General features: G+C 34.8%; 13 protein-coding genes. 4 read left to right on the top strand and 9 right to left on the bottom strand.

Features of this window, described 5'->3' with window-relative positions; translation table 11 throughout:
* Positions 1-206: 206 nt before the first annotated feature.
* A complete protein-coding gene (locus RHP76_RS12980) occupies positions 207-3,032 on the bottom strand; it encodes a T9SS type B sorting domain-containing protein (protein ID WP_120232692.1) in 2,826 nt (941 codons plus the stop codon).
* A gap of 300 nt (positions 3,033-3,332) precedes the next feature.
* On the bottom strand, positions 3,333-4,157 hold the full coding sequence (gene tsf / locus RHP76_RS12975; RefSeq protein WP_034692936.1) for a translation elongation factor Ts: 825 nt from the start codon (positions 4,155-4,157) through the stop codon (positions 3,333-3,335).
* A 143-nt stretch (positions 4,158-4,300) separates the two neighbouring features.
* Between tsf and RHP76_RS12970 the strand changes: the two genes are divergently transcribed.
* Positions 4,301-5,071: a DUF6759 domain-containing protein gene (locus tag RHP76_RS12970; RefSeq protein WP_062675713.1), complete on the top strand. Its 771-nt coding sequence runs from the start codon at positions 4,301-4,303 to the stop codon at positions 5,069-5,071.
* A gap of 61 nt (positions 5,072-5,132) precedes the next feature.
* Here the strand turns inward: RHP76_RS12970 and RHP76_RS12965 are convergent, their stop codons facing one another.
* Positions 5,133-6,089, bottom strand: a complete 957-nt coding sequence (locus RHP76_RS12965; RefSeq protein ID WP_062675714.1) for an acetyl-CoA carboxylase carboxyltransferase subunit alpha — start codon at positions 6,087-6,089, stop codon at positions 5,133-5,135.
* Between the two features lie 49 nt (positions 6,090-6,138).
* Positions 6,139-7,647: a glutamate--tRNA ligase gene (gene gltX, locus RHP76_RS12960; protein ID WP_062675914.1), complete on the bottom strand. Its 1,509-nt coding sequence runs from the start codon at positions 7,645-7,647 to the stop codon at positions 6,139-6,141.
* Between the two features lie 440 nt (positions 7,648-8,087).
* Between gltX and RHP76_RS12955 the strand changes: the two genes are divergently transcribed.
* The 3 genes from RHP76_RS12955 to RHP76_RS12945 all read left to right on the top strand — a co-directional run bounded on the left by RHP76_RS12955 (position 8,088) and on the right by RHP76_RS12945 (position 12,465).
* The gene (locus RHP76_RS12955; RefSeq protein ID WP_311228362.1) at positions 8,088-9,518 is read left to right on the top strand and encodes an MAC/perforin domain-containing protein; all 1,431 of its coding nucleotides are present in this window, start codon (positions 8,088-8,090) and stop codon (positions 9,516-9,518) included.
* 279 nt (positions 9,519-9,797) lie between these two features.
* The gene (locus RHP76_RS12950) at positions 9,798-11,198 is read left to right on the top strand and encodes an MAC/perforin domain-containing protein (protein ID WP_062675716.1); all 1,401 of its coding nucleotides are present in this window, start codon (positions 9,798-9,800) and stop codon (positions 11,196-11,198) included.
* 301 nt (positions 11,199-11,499) lie between these two features.
* Positions 11,500-12,465, top strand: coding sequence for a glycosyltransferase family protein (locus tag RHP76_RS12945; RefSeq protein ID WP_120232695.1), 966 nt, complete (start codon positions 11,500-11,502; stop codon positions 12,463-12,465).
* Positions 12,466-12,517: 52 nt separating this feature from the next.
* Here the strand turns inward: RHP76_RS12945 and RHP76_RS12940 are convergent, their stop codons facing one another.
* The 5 genes from RHP76_RS12940 to RHP76_RS12920 form a co-directional block, all read right to left on the bottom strand.
* Positions 12,518-13,399 carry a hypothetical protein gene (locus RHP76_RS12940; RefSeq protein WP_120232696.1) on the bottom strand — a complete coding sequence of 294 codons (882 nt, stop codon included), beginning with the start codon at positions 13,397-13,399 and terminating at the stop codon, positions 12,518-12,520.
* Complete coding sequence (locus tag RHP76_RS12935) at positions 13,392-14,294, bottom strand: glycosyltransferase family 2 protein (protein WP_238590662.1); 903 nt, start codon at positions 14,292-14,294, stop codon at positions 13,392-13,394. The genes RHP76_RS12940 and RHP76_RS12935 overlap by 8 nt, the downstream gene beginning before the upstream one ends.
* Positions 14,273-15,412: a glycosyltransferase family 4 protein gene (locus RHP76_RS12930; protein ID WP_120232697.1), complete on the bottom strand. Its 1,140-nt coding sequence runs from the start codon at positions 15,410-15,412 to the stop codon at positions 14,273-14,275. Before RHP76_RS12930 ends, RHP76_RS12935 begins: the two co-directional genes overlap by 22 nt.
* A complete protein-coding gene (locus tag RHP76_RS12925) occupies positions 15,412-16,659 on the bottom strand; it encodes a glycosyltransferase family 4 protein (protein ID WP_311228361.1) in 1,248 nt (415 codons plus the stop codon). Before RHP76_RS12925 ends, RHP76_RS12930 begins: the two co-directional genes overlap by 1 nt.
* 76 nt (positions 16,660-16,735) lie before the next feature.
* Entirely contained in the window at positions 16,736-17,971 is a 1,236-nt protein-coding gene (locus RHP76_RS12920) for a glycosyltransferase (RefSeq protein ID WP_280213549.1), read from the bottom strand.
* Positions 17,972-17,974 lie beyond the last annotated feature (3 nt).

Below are 17,974 nucleotides of genomic sequence, written 5' to 3'. Positions count from 1 at the left end.
ATCACAAATTTAGTGATAAAAAGTATTAAATTATTGAAAATAGAATAAAAAAATATGATTTTGAAATCGTGGTTAAACAAAATTTAAATTTATATTATTTTTTTTGCTTTTAACATAATATAATAGGCGGATTTAATTGAAAATCTAAAAAAAATGAGCCGCGATTATTTGATCGCGGCTCATTAAATATAGTTTTAAACTAATTATTACTCTCTGTTTTTAACAAGAATCCAACCTGTATATTTTATTGGGGTCTTTTCTTTGTTGGACTCATTCCAGCTGATGTGATACCAGTATGTTCCTGTTCCCAATTTTTTATCAAAGTGTTTTCCATCCCATCTGTAGTTGTTGAACCTATTTCCGGTGAACACCATGTTTCCATATCTGTCATACACTACAAAGCTCAGATTTTCTTTATAAGCCAGTTCACTGTAATCTATATAATCATTTACATTATCTCCATTAGGTGTAATCGCATTTAATAGATTAGGAATGGTAACTTCCACGGCAATAGGAGTACAGTTATAAACATCTTTTACATAGAAAGTGTGCTGTCCTCTCGTTAAACCTGTGAAGGTACTTGAATCCTGCCAGTTTGCAGTTCCATCAACTGCATATTTGTAAGGAGCTTTACCTCCGCTTACAATTACAGTTGCTGTATTATTATTGATTTCAATAGTTTGAATTACTGGATCTTCAACTTTTTTAACTTTTACAGTCTGTGTAAGGAAGCATCCGTTCTTACCAAGAATTACAGTGTATTCTCCCACCCCTATATCTCTGATACCTGAGGAGGTAGCTCCAGTGCTCCATTGGTATGAATCATATCCAGGACCAGCGTCCAGGTTCGTTTTCGCATCCATACAGATATACTGATCTACAAGGATTGGAGATTTTTTAATTGGAAGTACAATTAATTCAATTTTTGCATTGGCTGTACATCCCTCAGCAGTTGTTACTTTCACGTATACAAATCCTCCTGTTGAAGGGAAGTTGTTTGGGGTTGTGATTTCATTGATTCCTGCAGTAAGATCATTCAAAGTACGGTAGTATTTTTTTGTAACAGCATTATAGTCTGTTACTTTTGCTTTTGTAAGGTCAAAATAAGCGTAAGGATCTACATCGTACCAACAGGCCTTAATAGAAGCATCGGTTACGATGAACGGTACTACAGTAAGGTTGAGTGTTACCTGTTCACAATCTGTAAACTCAACAGAGTTTCCACAGAATTTATAAACGATTTTATCTGGTCCTAAATATCCCGGATTAGGTGTATAAGTGATTGTTCCGTTTGGATTCACTACAGCTGTTCCTTTGGTAGGCGGTGTTAAAATTACTACTGTACTCGGAACCACAGTTTGAGTGGAGGAAGTAAACGTAGGGGTAATAATTTTAGTAGAACAAGCGTTAAGTGCTTGTGTCGTTTCTTTTAAACAAGTTTGTACTTTATAGATAGGTGTTGTTACAGGAGGACATGTTCCCATGGTTACTTTTACGGTATAATTTCCTGATTGAGTAGGAGTATAAGTATAACTTGTAGCACCAGGAATGGCAACTCCGTCACGGAACCACTGATAGGTTTCATATCCGTCGTCTACCTCAAGAATGATTCCCGGAACACACTCACCTGTCTTTTTCGCAATGACAGGGATTGATGAGAATCCGGCAAAGTACCCTCCGTATCCTGCAGAACTATATCCTCCGTTGATACCTGCTGTTACAGCTTTTGTAGATGTAATCTTAATGTTTCCGGATACACTGTTGATTCCGTAGGTAACCCAATTGGCATTTCCAGCCAGTGGATAAGGTCCGGCTTCAGGTAAAAGAGGAGCATCGTTTAACATGACAGTAGCACCAGCCTCTGTTAAAATATTTAATTTTACGACCAGATCACTTGGTGTTGAGCTGGCACCTCCTACTCCAAGAGGCATTTCATTAATCTTACCGATCTCATCAATTTTTCTTGGAAGGAAACAGTTTAATGGCGGGATATAGTTGAATCCATTGGTAGCATCACTTGCTAACACTCCAATAAATTGATATAAATATACATTTTTGGTTGTTGAAATAAACATGTTGGAATGTCCTAATGTTCCCTGAGCCACATAGCTGGTTTCATTAATTCTGTACCATTCTCCGGCAGCAAGTGTAGCAACAGAAGTACCTCCGCCATTTAAATATACTTCAGTATTATCTTCGGTAGCAATAATAAGACCTCCTTCCATATTTAAACCAGGAGATGTAGATCTTGTTTTTACCATAGCAAAAGTATTCCCAAGTCTGTCAACCGGAACCGATTGATCAAGTACCGGATCACTTCCTGTTGTTGAAGCAGAGAAGTTGGCATTACAGCTACCATTGGTCAGTGTTACCGGCTTATCAGCAACAATTTTAGCTCCAATAAAACCTGTTTTGTTTCCAGACTGAGATCCGGACCCTGCCAGAATGAATGATTGTCCTTTTTGTAAAGTAAAAGTCTGAGTATTTCCAGTGGGGCTGCCGTTAATAAAAACGACTCCTGCCGTTGGGTTCCATGATACGGTTACATTGGTATTGTCTTCTGTAGCAAGCACACCTGCCGTAAAATTCTGAATACTGCTGGTATTGGTGTTAGGGGCGGCTGCAACAAAAAACTTTTTTCCAATTCCGGCCTTTCCTTTACTGGTTATTACTTCCCCGTGAACACTCTGAGCCAGTCTTAAACTACAGTAAAAAGGTTTGGCTGCTTTTAAATAAAGCCCTTTGTTTCCCACAATGAATGCTTCAGTAGATGTTCCTGTGGAAATAAGGCTGTTGGTAACCTTATAGGTCTGTGGGCTACCTTTACTGATAGTAACAGTGGTAAGCACAATATTGTTGTTGTAAATGGTTACGTCAAAAGGAGTGTCTGAATCAGTAGAAAGGTATATCATATTGGTATACCCTCCAACACTGTCATAATAAGGAGCAATCCAATGCTCGGTATCCCTTTGTGCAAAGAGTGTATTAATTGTTAAAAAAATTAATACCAAACTGAGTAGAAATCTTTTCATGAGTATGGAATTAGGATTTCTACAAAAATAAAATAAAAAATGAAATACTTTTAATAAAATTTAAATAAATGTTAAATATACGCCTTCGGTTTTTAATCAAAAACCCTGTTAGGTATGAAACTGGTAATAGACTCTTGAGCGTAACCATGGTGATTATCTGGTAATAATTCTTTTTTCGGTGAATTTTTTAGTCTGTTAATTTTTTCGGATGTATGACCGCATTATTGAGTGAAAATAATGGTAATAAAAAATCCCGATGAAATTTTCACCGGGACTCTATATTCTTTTGAAACAGTCAGCTTATAGGCTTACTCTTACAAATCCTGTTACTTTTAAGTCTGCGTTTACAGATTTTACGTAATCAGCAACTGAGATACTTCCGTCTTTAATGAAATCCTGGTGTACCAAAGTGTTGTCTTTGTAGAATCTCTGCATTTTACCTTTCAGGATGTTGTCGATAATGTTGGCAGGCTTACCTTCTTCAGTAAGTTTGTGTCTTTCAATCTCTAACTCTCTGTCGATAGTTTCCTGAGAAACTGCAGTTTCGTCAAGAGCAATTGGGTTCATTGCAGCAACCTGCATAGAAACAGCTTTAGCAGCTTCTTCAGCTCCGTCTACTTTTGCAGAAAGAGAAGTGATAGCAGCAATTTTGTTTCCAGCATGGATGTAAGCTCCTAAGAAATCTCCCTGGATTCTTTCGAAAGATCCGATTTCGATTTTCTCACCGATAACTCCTGTTTGCTCAACTAATTTCTCAGCAACAGTGATTCCGTGGAAATCTGTAGCTAAAAGCTCTTCTTTAGTAGCAGCGAAAATAGCCATTTCAGCTAATTCGTAAGCTAGCTCAACGAATGCTTCGTTTTTAGCAACGAAGTCAGTTTCACAATTTAAAGAAATTACAGCACCTAAAGTGTTGTCTTCATTTACTCTTGCGATTACTGCCCCTTCAGTAGACTCTCTGTCAGCTCTGTTAGCAGCAACTTTTTGTCCTTTTTTTCTAAGGATATCTACCGCTTTTTCGAAGTCTCCTTCAGCTTCAACTAGAGCTTTCTTGCAGTCCATCATACCTGCACCTGTTTGGTTTCTTAATTTAGCTACGTCTGCAGCAACTGGTGTATAAGACATAATATCTATTATTTTTTATTTAAGATTAGTATTAATTTTTAGCTTAATTTTAGAGCAGTGCAAAGATAATGATTTTAATGATAAACTAAAAAATGACTTTTCACGTTATTAATATATTTAATACTATTTTAAAGGTTTGATTAATGAAAAAAATCTTCTTCCTTCTATTTATATGCATTTTTGCTCTAGGTTTTTCTCAAAAAAAGAAAAAAACAAAATCTAAAGCTGTTGTTGAAAAAGAAACTGTAATTATCTATACCGAACAGGAAGCTGAGATTTCAAAAGAGGCAAGAGTCATTGCCGGATTTTTGAAACAGAACCCAGGTCATGCTAAAACTGACTATTTCAAAAGAAAGCTGATTGATATTATTATGGCAGATAATTCGCCGGAAGCAAAGCCTACAATCAGACCAATCAGTAAAGAGAAAATTGAAAATATTGTAAAAAATAATGAACTGAATAGCGGTAAAACACTTGCTGCAAATAAAACAAACACAGTAAACGGTAAGGCTGTGTCTAATAATACTGCAGCGGCTATTGAGGCTTTAAAAGAAGAAAGAAGAACTACTTTTGCATCGGTGGGATCTGCAGGTACAGCAAAAACGGCAGGAACATCTAAAGCTGAGCCAAGTGAGGAAGGGAAAAGGAGAGCAGCTATGCTTACTCATCTTTTTAATAATGATATCAACAAAAGTGAAGCTTATATCAATATTAAGAATAGGTCGTCCTGTAATCTTATTGTTAAGATCAGCGGGAAAAAATATTACAATTTAACGGTTCCAGCAAAAGGAGAAAATTTTATCCTGGTTGATAAGGGAGAGTACGTAATGACCACATCAGTCTGTGATGCAAAATATTCATCTGTAAAGAAAATTACTCAGGATATTGAAATTGCTCTGAATGTTGCGGAATAGAATAAATAAGAAGAAAACTAAAGAAAAAAGGTTAAGAAAAAATTCTTAACCTTTTTATTTTTTATCCTTTAAACTGGCCCATTGCAATGAATTTGTCCTGTCTTTGGGTTTCAAGCTCCTGACCTGTAAATTTGGAGAAAGCTTTGATATTCTGTAAAATTGAATTTTTCAGGTTTAAATAGGTTGTCTCCTGATCATAATGAGCACCTCCAAGCGGTTCCTCAATGATTCCGTCAATGAACTTTTCTCTTAAAGCATCTGCCGGAGTAAGATTTAATGCGTTGGCAGCATCTTCTTTGTGATCCCAGTTTCTCCATAAGATAGAAGAACAGCTTTCTGGTGCAATTACTGTATACCAGGTGTTTTCCAACATATACACTTTATTTCCAACACCTATTCCTAATGCCCCACCACTGGCACCTTCTCCGATGATGTAAGTGAAGATTGGAGTTTTCAGCTGAACCATTTCAAAAATATTTCTTGCAATAGCTTCACCTTGTCCTCTTTCTTCAGCTTCCAATCCTGGATAAGCTCCCGGTGTATCTACTAAAGTTACCACAGGGATATTAAACTTTTCAGCAAGTTTCATTAATCTTAAAGCTTTTCTGTATCCTTCCGGATTTGGCATTCCAAATCTTCTGTGCTGTCTTTCTTTAGTCGTTCTTCCTTTTTGAGTCCCTATGATCATTACTTTCTGACCATCAAGGGTAATCAATCCTCCAATCATTGCCGGATCATCAGCGAAATTTCTGTCTCCATGAAGTTCTAAGAAACTGCCTTTGTCTGCCATTCCGTTGATATAGTCCAGTGTATAAGGACGATCCGGGTGACGGGACAGTTGTACTCTTTGCCAAGGTGTAAGATTTCCATAGATTTCTTTTTTCTTTTCTAAAATCTTATCCTCAATCTGGCTGCATGCTAATTTTACATCAACACCACTTTCTTCTCCTACTAAAGAACACGTCTGGTATTGGTCCATCAATTCTTTGATAGGAAGTTCGAAACTTAAATATTCCATTTCTTGAAGTAAATTAAATCTTTCAAATGTATGAAAAATTATGGTTATTCTATTTAAAATTATTTATAGCATTGCTTATTCTGGAGATACTTTCCTCTTTACCAAGGATTTCCAGAATATCCGGAACGTCCGGTCCTTTCAGTTCTCCTACTAAAGATAATCGTAACGGCATCATTACTTTACCCATTCCTAATCCTTTGTTTTCAGCAAAATCATGCATGGTTTGTTTTAATGTTTCAGCAACAAAGTCTGTAGCTTCAAATGAAGCAGCCAATTCTCCTAAAATTGCTGATGTTTCTTCATTCCAAGCCTTTTTTGAGGCCTTTTCATCATATGAAGTAGGAGCTTCAAAGAAGAATTTTCCGCTCTCATAGATGTCTTTCGGGAAAGTGGCTCTTTCTTTCATCAGATGAATTACTTTCAATAGTTTTTCATCAGAAGCACCGGAAAGATCAAGATCTGTGTTTTTCAGAATCTGAAGAAGCTCTTCATCAGATTTCATCTGAATATATTGGTGGTTGAACCATTCAGATTTTTCTTTGCTGAATCTTGCTCCCGCTTTATGTACTTTATGAAGATCGAATTCCCTGATCATTTCATCCAAAGGAAGTATTTCTTTATCATCTGCAGGAGACCAGCCTAATAAAGCAACCATATTAATGAAAGCGTCAGGAAGATATCCGTTTTCTCTGTATCCTTTAGAAATTACCCCTGTAGCAGGATCTTTAAAGTCAAGAGGGAATACCGGGAATCCGAATTTATCTCCGTCTCTTTTGCTTAATTTTCCTTTTCCTTCTGGTTTCAAAATTAAAGAAAGGTGGGCAAACTGTGGTGCTTCCCACTGCATTGCTTCATATAATAAGGTGTGAAGTCCCAAAGATGGAAGCCATTCTTCACCTCGGATGACGTGGGAGATTTCCATTTCATGGTCATCAATAATGTTGGCAAAATGATACGTTGGCATTCCGTCATTCTTTACCAGAACTTTATCATCTAAAGTATTGGTATTGACTGAAAATTTTCCACGAATAATATCTTCAAGATTTAATACTCTGTCAACAGGCATTTTAAACCGTACTACATAAGGCGTCTTTTCGTCTAATAACCTTTGAACCTCTTCTTCAGAAAGGGCAAGGCTGTTTCTTAAACGGTTTCTTGTTTTATTATCATAAGAGAAAACATCACCTTTCGCTTCATATTCTGCACGCATTGCATCCAGTTCTTCTGCAGTATCAAAAGCAATGTAAGCATAGTCTGTCTTCAGGATCTGTTCAGTATATCTGTCGTAGATGTCTCTTCTTTCAGACTGTCTGTAAGGAGCGAATTTTCCTCCTTTCTTAGGACTCTCATCAGGAATGATTCCGCACCATTCTAAAGCTTCTTCAATATATTCTTCAGCTCCCTCTACATATCTGGCGGTATCTGTATCTTCAATTCTTAATACAAATTCTCCTCCTTGATTTTTAGCAAAAAGATAATCATATAATGCGGTTCTTACGCCTCCCAAATGTAATGGTCCTGTAGGACTTGGAGCAAAACGTACTCTTACTTTCTCCATTTCAATTTTAATTTTTGCAAATTTACTTAAAATTATGCGTTTAAGAGATGATTTATGACCGCGTATTGTTTTTTTGATCCTGACTTTTTTATTTATTTCTATAGATTTTCGATAATTACGGTTTTTAAAACTTCCAATCTTATATTTCTGATCAAATTTTTTAGTCATTGATTGTAAACTATAAAATTAAGGTTGTGAAAAATGAATTCATAAATAGTAAATATTGTGTTTAATACGTGTTTTCTTTTGTGAGTATTTGTACGTTTGTTTCTATAATTTATTTTGTTTATTTAAATCACAATTAAGTGATGGTTTTAATATTTATTCATGGTGTTTTAAGCGTGTGATAAAATCACTAATAAATGATATATGTCAGTTGTTGTTTTTATATTTCACCTGGTATTGAAGTTTATATTTGTAGGAAATTTTAAAATAATACTATGAAAAAACAAGTTTTATTTAGCTTCAGTGCAGCACTGTTGCTTTTCATGGGGTCATGTTCTTCAGATGATCTTAATAACGAATCTACTCCTGATAGTCCGGCAAAAACGAATCGTTTATCAGCAGCGAAATTTGCAGGTGATGGTGCTTATGATGTTTTAGGACATGGTTTTAATGCTACCGGGGAATATGCCAATGCTAATTCTGCAGGGTTTAAAGTAATTGATATTGATCGTTTTAAATCTGAACAGGCTGCAAGATTACTTTCTGAAAATACAAATACACAGCAGTATCTTGAAGAATATGGAGAAAATGCAGAAACCTATTCTAAAATGGTTTCTACAAAAGTAGACGCTACTGCAGGAATTCCCTTGTTTAAAAAAACAGTATCAGTAGGATTTAATTCTGCAGTTACGACCAACCATAAATTTGATGCCAAATATATTTATGGCAGTTACAACCTTATTATTAAGCAAAAAAGGCTAAGATTCAATGCTACCACAGATATGTTGGCGGATTATGTAACTCCGGAATTTACCCAGGATTTGCAAACGAAAACTCCTCAGCAGATTGTAGAGGATTATGGAACCCACGTTATGATTGATATTTATACTGGAGCTAAAATGGATATCATGTTTCAGTCTGAAACAACTAACGAAAGCCGTGACCGTGCTGCCAGAATTGGAGTAAAAGTGGGGGTAAAATCTATCTTTGATGTAGATGTAACCAATGATGTGAATACTTCGGAATCATCTATGAATTACTCTAAGAAATTATCCTACAGAACAAGAGGAGGGGATCCTTCAAAAGGTTTGGTTGGAGAACTGAATCTTGAACAGGCTGCTCCAAAAATTAACATTACAAACTGGCAAAGCAGTTCTACTGCTAGCAATTCTGTATTGGTGGAATTTGGAAATAACGGCCTTGTTCCTATCTATAATCTGGTAAAAGATGCTGCCAAAAAAGCTCAGCTTAAGACGTATGTAGATCAGTATTTAATTGATAACCAAATTTCATTGGAGTATAATACTACAATGTTATATGGCTACCAAAATCAGGCAGACAGTAATCATTATTTCACTTTCAATACAAACCTTCAGCCATCTTCTTACTGGACTAATGAAGGACCGACATTTAAAGTGTTTCAGTATAAAGCACCTGATACAGTTCCTATTTATTGCTATAAAAGTACTTCGGGAGCTGATCACTACTTTACCCAGGCAAGTACGTTACAGCCATCTTCTTATTGGAATGTTTATATGGGAGTAGCATTCTATGCTTATAAAGATCCGGGAGCTGGAAGAATTCCTGTATATAGCTATAAAGCTAAAAACGGATCGGATCATTATCTTTCAGTGTCATCTAATTTAGGTCCTGTGAACTATTGGAGCATCAGAGAAGGTATTGCTTTCTATATTCCAGCTAATTAATTTTTGGATTTATATAAATCAATTTGGTTATACATTATGAGTGGAGTCGGTAATTCTGACTCCACTTTTTATTTATCATCAAATAGTGCTTGAGTTTGATGTGAAAATAATAATAGTAATTATTTATTTTTGTTATTTCTCCATTGTGTGATGTTGTAACTGTTTATTAATAGAGTTTTAAATGATTATTAAATTCACTTATTGATGATATATATCATCAATAAATTATTTCCTCACTTGGTGATGAGTTTTATATTTGCAGAAACTTTTTAATAATCTATGAAAAAACAAATTTTATTTTGCTTCAGTAGTTTACTGATGCTTTTTATGAGTTCGTGTTCTTCTGAAGATCTAAATTCAGAGGTAACGCCTGAAAGTCCAGCGGCAAAGGCTAATAACAGAATGTCTGCAGCTAAATTTGCAGGCGACGGAATTTATGATGTCTTAGGACATGGCTTTAATGCTGCAGGAGAATATGCTAATGCTAGTTCTGCGGGATTTAAAGTGGTTGATATTGATCGTTTCAAAGCTGAACAGGCAGCAAGACTGGTTTCTGAAAATACAAATACTCAGGAGTATGTTGAAGAATATGGAGAAAATGCAGAAACTTACTCCAAAATGGTATCTACAAAAGTAGATGTGACTGCAGGAATCCCTTTATTTAAAAAAACACTTTCGGTAGGATTTAATTCTGCGATTACTACCAATCATAAATTTGATGCCAAGTATATCTATGGTAGTTACAATCTTTTGATCAAGCAGAAAAGATTAAGATTTAATGCAACAACAGATATGTTGGCTGATTATATTACACCTGAATTTGCACAGGATTTACAGGTAAAATCCCCACAACAAATTGTACAGGATTATGGGACTCACGTAATGGTTGATATTTATACCGGGGCAAAAATGGATATCTTATTCCAGTCTGAAACAAGAAATGAAAGTCGTGACCGTGCTGCAAGAATCGGAATAAAATTGGGAATGGCTAAGATTTTTGATGTTGATGTTCAGAATGATGTCAATACATCAGAATCTAGCATGAACTATTCTAAAAAATTATCATACAGAACAAGAGGAGGAGATCCTTCAAAAGGTTTGATTGGGGAACTTAATCTCGATCAAAACACTCCCAAAATCAATATAGCAAACTGGCAGAACAGTTCTACACCCAATAATTCCGTATTAGTGGATTTTGGAAATAACGGGTTAATATTTATTTTTGATCTGGTAAAAGATCCTGCTAAAAAAGCAGAACTTAAATCATACGTTATCCAATACCTTATCGATAATAAAGTAATGCTGGATTATATTCCGGTTCCAATTTATGGATTTTATAGCGGTTCAGATAGGGATCACCTGCTTTCTACATGGGCTGGAACTCCTAATAATTATCAGGCGGAAGGCGAGCAGTTTAAAGCGTACAGCTATAAAGCACCTAATACAGTCCCTGTTTATCAGTTCTATAGTGCAAATGACAGGGATCATTATTATTCCACTTATCAGGGAACACCATGGAATTATACCTATGAAGGGATAGCTTTCTATGCAACAATGGATAGCACAAAAAAACCTATTTATCAATTTTACAGTGGCAGCGACAGAGATCATTACTACAGCACTTATCCGGGAACACCCAATAACTATGTTGCAGAAGGAATTCCTTTTTATGCTTATTAACTAAATAATATTAATATTTTACAATAAAGAAACCGTTTCAATTTTGAGACGGTTTCTTTCATATGATAAAGAAATAGAAATCAATTGTGAAAAATTTCATTAGTGATATGAATTTAAGACTGATATTTTTTACTCGCTTATAGGTAAAAATGTATTTTTGTAGCTTATTAGTTTAGTTTATCAATGAAAAAGCACTTTGTTTTTATCAGAAACTATCTCAGAAACTACAGAAATAAGTTCATAATACTTTTAGCACTGTCATTGAGAAGGGTTGAAACTAAATAATTTAACTTACTAACAAATGAAAATTATTTTCCACGAAAATCAATTGTGCTATAGAGGGACGTCCAATGCTCTTTTTGATTATGCTTATTATAATGAGGAAATGCTTGGTAACGAGTCGATGATTCTTTATCCTAAAAATAGTCCGAATAATGCTGAAGAAGCTATTGAACGTTTTAAAAAAAGGTTTAACGTTGTTGGATATAGCGACATCAAGGAAAGGGATGAAATTATTAAAAAGGCAAATGCAGATCTTTTCTATGCAATAAAATCCGGAGAAAGAGAAACAGATACTCCTCATGAGCTTATTAAAACGGCTATTCATGCGGTTTTTAAATACAACGAACCCTATGGAGATGTTTATGCCTATGTTTCTGAATGGCTGGCCAAAACGATGAGCGGAGGAAAGCTTCCTTTTGTTCCCCACATTGTAGATCTTCCCGAGGTGAGTGGAGACCTTCGTGCTGAACTTAATATTCCGAAAGATGCAGTGGTATTTGCAAGATATGGAGGAACTGAAACTTTTGATATTGGTTTTGTAATGGAAGCCGTAAAGAAAACGGCTCTGAAAAATAAAAATATATACTTTGTTTTTATGGGAACTGATGAATTTGTAAAGAGAAATTTTTTCAGGTCTTACAAGAATATTATTTTTCTTCCACCGACTACTGATGTAGAAAGAAAAGTGAAATTTATTAATACTTCTGATGCATTTTTGCATGCCCGCACGCAAGGAGAGAGTTTCGGAATGGCTGTAGGTGAGTTTTCTATTAAAAATAAACCTATTATAACATGGTCCGGATCTGATGAGAAATCACATCTGGAGATTCTGGGAGATAAAGCTATTCTATACAAAGATAAGCAGGATATCATGCAAATCCTGAAGAGCTTTCAACCGGATGCAGGTAAAAACTGGGATTGTTACTCAGAACTTTTCAATCCGCGGGCAGTTATGGAGAAATTTGAAAATGTTTTTATCAAATAAAATAATAAAGGCTAATGTAACAACATTAGCCTTTTATTTTGGTCTGAAAGAATTAAAAAAGACTTCTAATTCTCATCTTTATTTTTTTCGTGAAAGATAAATTCAGATTGAGTTTTTGCTGAGGATATTTCTTTGAAAAGGAAAGAATAAATTCATCAATGTTTTTTGCAGGGAAAAAGGAAAGCTCTTTCCAAATGCCTTTATATAAAGGATGAAAGTCTATGAATGTCTTATAATTGTCAGCATTCACCGTTTTCCAGGAGTTTAAAAACGTTGAAGTGTCAAAATCATTTTTATGCCCCCAGTTATTGATCTTTTCTGAAATTTCACTTTCTTCCCGCGCCCATGACTGATGTATTAAATAAAAATCCAGTGGCAGAATTCTGCCTTTATTTGTATTTCTTGCATATTCATATTGAGGATTGTTTGTAATAAGCATACACTTTTCATCAAAAGGCGTAATAACAAAGAATCCCTCCGCATTATGTTTGAATAATGTCACAAAATTTACCTGAAAATTAAAAGGATTTTTAGCAGGGTTCTTTAGTAAAAATTTATTCCCTTTCAAAAACTTTGCTAATACTCCGAAGTCATAAGCATATTCATCTCCATCCATCTGGATATGCCATCCGCCAGAGCCCATTTTTTCTGCCATCATGTTCCTTTGTCTGGTCTCCAGCTCCATTGGCTGCATCCCTTCAATGAAAAAAGTGTCTTTGTAAAAGATGATTTTATTCTGAGTATCCAATTTTTTGATATCACTGAAAACACTTTCAGGAATATGAATATCATTACCTGCCCATGTCTTATTATTGGCATCATAGCTTATCACAATACAGTCCGCATGCTCATAAATATGCTTAAGAGATGTAAAGATGTAACAGTAGTCATATGATAGAAGATATCCTACTTTAATAATATTTTTTTTACTCATTTTTTATTTTATCTAAATTGGAATAAAGACCGTCTAATATACCTTTTATGTACGCTTTCGCCATGGAAAATTTTCTTTTTTTAAGGGCTTTCCTTGCAAACTTCCATCGTTCTTTGGTTACATATTTTAAATTCCCGTCATACAGCCTGCACATCCAGATCCGGTTTCTGGTGATGTAATACTCATAAAAACTGCCTTTGTCGCTGGCAAGATTGAAAGCTTCACATTGTGTATTGACGGCAATTTTCCATTGGGTGTTTTTAAGAAGCCGCAGACACCATTCAGACTCTTCATAATACATGAAAAAGCTGGTGTTCATTAAGCCTACATCGTCCAATATTTCTTTTCGGAACATCAAGGCGCTTCCATCTACATATTTTATATTGTAGTTGTAATGAGGAGCATTTACATGGTTTTTATCCTGTTCAGAATGGGTGTGTCCTCCCTGAAAACCTTCTTCCGGGAATAACAGCCCACCGTCTGAGAATATTCTGTCACGAATGTTTCTGTAGCAGATTCTTGGGCCAATGATTCCTATATCTGGAAATTCTTTTAAATCGTTATATAACTGACTAATTGTGCTGCGGGATATTTCAATGTCCGGATTTAATAGTAAAAAATAATTCCTGCCGTCTTCAATCGCTTTTTTAATGGCTAAATTATTACCGAAAGCATAACCCCCGTTATAATCACTTAAAATATAATTGATTTGCTTTTGTGAGCCCAGTTGCTCTATTTCCTTTCTGTCTTTTGAATGATTATCTACTACATAAATAGATTGTTGCGAAATGCCTTCGTTTAATAATGAATTAACTTCTCGCTGGGTATCTTCAAAAGAATTGTAATTCAGTATGATAATGGCCAGGTCATCCATTAGTGTAAAATCTTTTTCCATTTTTCAATTGCTTTTTCTTCAGAAAAATTATTTTTAAAATATTCCTCAGCCTGTATTTTCATATCCTGATAATAAGATTGATCCAGTAGTAAAGACATGATCTGATCTTTAAAAATTTCAGGATGATCATTTACCAGACATCCATTTGAAGTTTTTGAAGGGAACCCATCAATCGCTCTTTCTGTTCCCACAATAGGAAGTCCATAGGATAACGCTTCTATGACTTTAATTTTGATTCCTGTGCCCTCCAGCATTGGGCAAATTGCAATTTTTGACTGGTGGTAATACTCTTCCAGGCTTTCTGCAAATTCTATTAAGGTAACACCTTTTCTTTCTTGAATATGCTTGCAAATTCTCCCGATAATTACAATGTTGATATTTGGAGGAAGCAATGGATATACATGATCAAAAAACCACTGTATGGATTGTATATTGAAAATGTTTTCAGACCCTACGAAAATCAGATCATACTTTTTATCACCATCACTTTTTTCGAAATGAGATGGGAAAGAAGGCGGTATATTGATTACTTTTTCACCTAAAAATCTTTTAAAAACAAGGTTTTCATCTTCTGATATGGTGATTACTTTATCAAACTTTGAAAGATTATTGATTTCCTCATTGAAACGTTTTCCGATATCTAATGATTTGTTTTTGTAGAACTCATTCAGGGTAATCCAATCATGGGTATCTATGATTTTTAAAGTATTTTTCATAGATTCATGATCAACTAATCCAGCCCAGAATTCATAATTGATAATGATGGCATCATATTTTTCCTTATTGAAGATGTTAGAAAATTCTTGCTTGGCAAAATCTGTCAATAAGTGGTTATATTCATTAGGCTTTTTATAAAATTTTGATATTTTGTGCTTCCAATATGCGGAAGATGTTTTTACTTTTAATGGTCTGTGTTTAATTAAGAACAGATGATCAACAATATTTTGATCAATATCTGTAGTGTCGTTTTGGCTCTTATAAATCTCAGCGGCTCCTACCAGGTCAATATGATATCCCATTTTTTTTAAAACAGTAAGGGTCGTTTTTGCTCTCGTAGTATTTCCTGCCCTGTTTGAAAATGGATTTTCAGGAAAAAAAAATAGAATTTTTTTTGTCATTATAAAGATGTAATGGCGGAATTAAATTTGTTGATGATGGTATCCCATGAATAGTTTTTTAAAACATAATCTCTCGCTTTGATGCCTTCAGAAACAAGATCATCCTGTGATTGTTGCATATAAAACGTTAATGACTGGGAAAATTCTGTACTGTTTGTAAAGCTTTTTCCGGTTTTACTCTTTTCAATATGAGAATACAAAACCTCACAGTTTTTATTTACAATGATAGGGATTTTCAATAACATGGCCTCTAATGTAATCAATGAAAGGCTTTCATAGAATGAAGGCATTATAAGTGCGCTGGCATTTTCCAGTAAAGCATTTTTGAGGTCGTGGTCTACAAATCCCGTAAGGATAATATCATCTCCCTGAGTTATTTTTTCCTCAAGAGAATTTTTGCCTGCCAAAACGAGCTTTACATCTCGATATTCAGGATGTTTTTCTTTGAAATCTTTAAAATATTCAATCATCATGACACAGCCTTTGTCTTCAACAATCCTTCCTATATAAATAAAGTATTTGGTCTGATAAAGATCCTTAGGGAGTTCACCCGATGCAGCATCATAATCATCAAAACCAATTCCTGCAATTTCTGATTTTAACTTTTTTGCCTGAGGATAAACGCTTTCTACAAAATCTTTTTCAATCTGTGTATTGTACATGATGAACTTTGGAAGAGAAAACAATTGAGAATAGCCATCAAGATAAAACTGAGACTCGTCGTGGGCAGTTGGAATAAGAATGCTTTTGTCAGCAACTTCTCTGATTCCTATATTGGTTGGGTGATATAAATAGGTAAAGAAAATAAAAGCCTTGTAATCTTCTTTTTTCTCTTTTATAAATTGAATTAAATCCGGGGAGAATGGTCCTTGTACTTCTAACCATTCATTGAAATTAAAGTTTTTTTTGTTGTATTTAAATCTCTTATAAAGCAAATAAGGGAAGTTTAAAAAGCTTAGCTTTCTACTATAATATTTATATAAGTTACGGGCTGTTTTACTGAGCTCATTAAATCTTTTTAAATCCTTTTTTAACGTTTTAAATCTTCTTACTTTAATATCATTGATAATTTCAACACCTTCCGGGTAATGATTATCCCAACGTTCGAATTCTATAGCACAGGTTGTAATAATTTCAATATCATAGAGAGGAGACAATTTTTCAGCTAATAATCTTGCGTGAAGTTCTGCACCTCCGTTGATCTCCAGCCCATATCTTTGGACTACTATTGCAATTTTGTCTTTCATCTGAAATATGATAAGCTCATTCGTAAATATAACAATTCGTCTATAAGCTGGCGAACCAGAACATTAACCAATACAATTATTTTCTGCCTTTTTTGAAGAAAGCATTGACTTTCTTTCTGATTTTATTATAAAGAGTTCGCTCGAGATAATGAACTCTGGAATTTAATCTTTCGATTTCGCTTAAATAGAAAACATTATTGACATCACTTCCTCCGGTGCTTTCTTTTTTACCAAAACCATCAATGAAATTCAATCTGATTTTAAATAGCTCTCCGATAGATTGAATAGAAAAATTTTCAGCAATTTGTGATTTTGCCTTTTCTCTCATTGAAGCCAGACTGTCAAAATTGTTTTTGATATACTGGAGTTTTTCAACAGCATCTTTCAAGCTAGGCTTGGCAAGCGTTAAGCCTTCGTCAATCAGTCCTTTTGTATTGGATGTTTTGATGAAATCATACTGGATAAGGAAGCTGTTATTTACATTCATAAAATCCAGATTTCCGGAATAGCCCGTTCCGACAACAATTTTTCCATAGGCCATGGCTTCTGCCATAGTCAGACCGAAACCTTCTGAACCGTGGAGAGAAATCAGAACATCAGACTGCTGGATCAAAGAATGTAGTTTCTCCTTTGAAAAATGCTCGTTAATGATGATGACGTTCGGAATATTTTGGTAAGCTTCCAGCGCTTTCTGAGCATCCTTGCTTCTTTCAAGATTATGAGTTTTCACAATAAGAACACTGTTTTTATCTTCTTTGAAAACTGTTGTGAAAGCTTCCAGCGTAGCTTCCGGATTTTTCCTGATGGTGGTACTCAGAGAATCGAAAATCGTCAGATAGATCTTTGATTCCGGAGAAATATGATATTGGCTTAGCTGAAAATCCTTAGACTCTGCCATTTTTTGGATCGGATGAGAAAATCTGATCACAGGAATTCCTGTATACTTTGTAAAGATATTCACACAGAAATCACTGGGTACCCACAGTTCATCAAAGACATTTAATATCTCAACAACTTTCTCGGAAACTTCGGGAAATTCCCAGGCCCAATAAATAATATTATAATGATCCTTAAGATTCAGATCCTGATTCTTAGAAAAGAAATTGTTGATAAAATTGATATTAATGTGGAAAACATTAATAGAAGATGATGACTCGGAGCCCGAATCAATTCTTTCAAAAGTTTCACTGGAATAATTAATCCGGTTGACTTTGATGCCGATTGTTTCCAAAGCGATAGCATTCAGCCGTGTAGCTTCGGAAATTCCGAAATTTCCATCAAAAAAACCGTGGTAATTTACACTTAATGACATGGA

Origin of the sequence: Chryseobacterium sp. SG20098, from assembly GCF_031844745.1 — a bacterium.
Taxonomy (GTDB): Bacteria; Bacteroidota; Bacteroidia; order Flavobacteriales; family Weeksellaceae; genus Chryseobacterium; species Chryseobacterium cucumeris.
Note: the sequence above shows the minus strand (reverse complement) of the source record. Positions and strands in the feature narration are given on the sequence as shown.

Coding starts and splice junctions, on each gene's coding strand:
- RHP76_RS12970 (WP_062675713.1), top strand. CDS start 4,301: ATGAAAAAAATCTTCTTCCTTCTATTTATATGCATTTTTGCTCTAGGT.
- RHP76_RS12980 (WP_120232692.1), bottom strand. CDS start 3,032: ATGAAAAGATTTCTACTCAGTTTGGTATTAATTTTTTTAACAATTAAT.
- RHP76_RS12935 (WP_238590662.1), bottom strand. CDS start 14,294: ATGGAAAAAGATTTTACACTAATGGATGACCTGGCCATTATCATACTG.
- gltX (WP_062675914.1), bottom strand. CDS start 7,647: ATGGAGAAAGTAAGAGTACGTTTTGCTCCAAGTCCTACAGGACCATTA.
- RHP76_RS12940 (WP_120232696.1), bottom strand. CDS start 13,399: ATGAGTAAAAAAAATATTATTAAAGTAGGATATCTTCTATCATATGAC.
- tsf (WP_034692936.1), bottom strand. CDS start 4,157: ATGTCTTATACACCAGTTGCTGCAGACGTAGCTAAATTAAGAAACCAA.
- RHP76_RS12950 (WP_062675716.1), top strand. CDS start 9,798: ATGAAAAAACAAATTTTATTTTGCTTCAGTAGTTTACTGATGCTTTTT.
- RHP76_RS12930 (WP_120232697.1), bottom strand. CDS start 15,412: ATGACAAAAAAAATTCTATTTTTTTTTCCTGAAAATCCATTTTCAAAC.
- RHP76_RS12920 (WP_280213549.1), bottom strand. CDS start 17,971: ATGTCATTAAGTGTAAATTACCACGGTTTTTTTGATGGAAATTTCGGA.
- RHP76_RS12965 (WP_062675714.1), bottom strand. CDS start 6,089: ATGGAATATTTAAGTTTCGAACTTCCTATCAAAGAATTGATGGACCAA.
- RHP76_RS12955 (WP_311228362.1), top strand. CDS start 8,088: ATGAAAAAACAAGTTTTATTTAGCTTCAGTGCAGCACTGTTGCTTTTC.
- RHP76_RS12925 (WP_311228361.1), bottom strand. CDS start 16,659: ATGAAAGACAAAATTGCAATAGTAGTCCAAAGATATGGGCTGGAGATC.
- RHP76_RS12945 (WP_120232695.1), top strand. CDS start 11,500: ATGAAAATTATTTTCCACGAAAATCAATTGTGCTATAGAGGGACGTCC.